This is a genomic window from Synechococcus sp. R8-2, from assembly GCF_047461715.1.
In the GTDB taxonomy this organism is placed as follows: Bacteria; Cyanobacteriota; Cyanobacteriia; order Thermostichales; family Thermostichaceae; genus Thermostichus.
On record NZ_JANSHQ010000016.1, the window covers coordinates 1 to 2,402 of the forward strand.

2 protein-coding genes are annotated in these 2,402 nt (G+C 60.3%); both read right to left on the reverse strand.

Annotated elements, in window-relative coordinates; translation table 11 throughout:
• Window positions 1-1,645, reverse strand: a 1,645-nt coding sequence (locus tag NW819_RS00345) for a BamA/TamA family outer membrane protein (RefSeq protein WP_414412549.1), incomplete at its 3' end; no start/stop codon positions are given.
• Between the two features lie 187 nt (window positions 1,646-1,832).
• On the reverse strand, window positions 1,833-2,177 hold the full coding sequence (locus NW819_RS00350) for a hypothetical protein (RefSeq protein ID WP_011432412.1): 345 nt from the start codon (window positions 2,175-2,177) through the stop codon (window positions 1,833-1,835).
• Window positions 2,178-2,402 lie beyond the last annotated feature (225 nt).

A 2,402-nucleotide genomic window follows, 5' to 3' on the forward strand; every position in this document is an offset into this window, starting at 1 on the left:
CCCCCTCGAAAAAGCCCCGCACCGAGTTGCCGCCACCAATGGCAAAAGCATCGTAGGGAGCCAAGTCGCCGATGGTCGTGCCCGCCCGCACATCAAAGGCCAATACCTGCGGTCGCTCGCTGCGGGTTTCAAACAGGTTGACGGGAATGAACTGGCTGTAGCCGGCCTCGAGGCGGTTGGCATTCAAGCCATTTTGAAACAGACGTACCGACTGTTCTGTGGAGATGCGAAAGACCGAGCCCTGGCTGGGGCTGTTGGGGTTGTCGCGGGCGTCGTTGACGAGGCCAAACCGCAAGGTGGTGTAGCTGTCTTGGCCGCTCTCGCTGAAGGTAATCGGGTTGCCCAGCACATCGAAGCGCTGTTGCTCCCCGTTGCTGTTGCGAGCTTCTACAAATTGGATGCGGGTGCCCAAGCTGGCCCGCCAATTGCCCCCAATCGGGCGAGAGAAAGTCACCCCGCCACCAAGACGGTTGATGCGCACGGGATCCCCATTGGGCAGGGTGAATCCCTCATTGAAGACAAAGCTAGAACTTTGCTGGTTGGAGATGTTGACGTTGTAGGAGGTGGGAATGTCCAGCGTGGCAATCCGCGGGTCGGTGAAGTTCAAATCGAAGAGGGTTTCGTTGGTGCCCACCTGCACGTTGAAGCTGGCACTTTGGTTGTTGCCGCCCAAGTTTTGTTCGGAGACGTTGAGGCCGGCGAAGACCCCTGTGGCGGAGCTAACGCCGATGGTGCCTCCCAAAGTACCGGTGCGACGTTCTTCCACGTTCACCACCACCACCACCTTGTCGGGATCCTGGCCGGGGTTGAGCCCCACATTCACATCTTGAAACAGGTTGAGATTAAAAACCGCCTGCAGGTCTTCCTGGATTTGGTTGCGGTTAAACACATCCCCCGGCTTGGACTTCAGCTCGCGGGTGATGATGAAGTCACGGGTTTTGGTGTTGCCCTGAACGCGAATATCCTCGATCACCCCCTCGGCGATTTCCAGGACGATGGTGCCGTCTTCAGAGGAGCGCACATCCGTAACCTTGGCCAGCACGTAGCCCTTGTCGGCGTACCACTGCTCGATCTCGGCCACAGCCAGTTGCAGCTCGCCGAAGTTGAGCACCCGCCCTTCCTGGTCGGCAAAGGCGGCCCGCAGCACTTCCGGATCCAGAACTTTCGCCCCTTCCGTGCGCACCGCTTTGAGAATGGGGTTGGGCTTGACCTCAAAGGTGACCCGCACTCCCAAGGGTGTATCGGAAGGCACCGCCCGCACATCGGCAAACAATCCGGTGGCAAACACGGCATTGATGTCTTCCCGCAATTGAGAGCGGGTGGAAACCTCGCCGGCGCGGGTGCGGATGACGCTGTAAACCCGGTTGATCAGCTCCGGATCTTCAGTGCCCTCAACCACTACCTCCGCTACCAACACTTCTGGCTCGCCGGCGGCGGGGGGTGGGGTGGGGGAGGGCTGGGCGGGGGTGTCGCCACCGGTGCGCAGGTCGAGGGTGCCGGGCTGAGGAACCGATTGCGCCCAAGCCGGGGATCCCATCAGCAGATCGCTACGCAACGCTCCAGCGAGGGCAAAAGCGGTGCTGAGCACCATCCGGCAGGTGAGAGCTGAAGCCAGCCAAGGGCGAAGTTGCTTGGAACGATTCATGGGGATCCCTCGCACACCAAAAAGCAAGATTGCAAAGCCGGGCCAAGCTTGCGTTAAAACCCTCTGCCGCCCAGCAGCGGACAATTGCCCTGGATTATATCAATCCCCATCCACCCAGATCCGAGCGTGGCCGCGAACCGGATTGCGGACTTGGGCAGTCTGGAGTGCAAAAAGCAGCCTCCCCCGCTCAAGGCAGGCGCAGGGATCCCCTACAGCGCTGGCCGCAAGACCTCGGCTCGACTTCCTCGGCAGCTAGGTTGACTTGGGAGTTGAGGATGACGACGGTGATGGGAGCAGGAGTGGGAGGCAAAGAGCGGCTGCTCCTCCAGCCCCAACTGTCGGCGTACTGTTGTGGGGGAACGTTGGGCAGGATCAGGACGGTGTTTTGCAGGACGTTGCTTTGCAGGGTGGTGGCGTTGCCGTTCAGGATCGCCATCTGCTGGGTGTGGGAAGTCTGAGCCAGGACGGCTGGAGCAAACCCGAAGCCGAGCAGAGCTGCCACTCCGGGGAGGAGGAGTTGGGTGGACAACATCGAGGATTCTCCACAAGACGCCAGGATGCCGACACTTTAGCCTGCTTTGCCCTCCGCTGAGTTGCCGCAAAAAAGCAAAAAAAGCTACGTGATGGGGAGGGATCCCTGCTGGGGACGTACAGCCGCGCGGCCCAGGCCCACAAAAAAGCCTGCAGAGGGTACTCTGTGCAGGCCCGTCTTGCTCGTCTGGATTGTCTTGATGGAGCTGATACATTCACGCTGAAC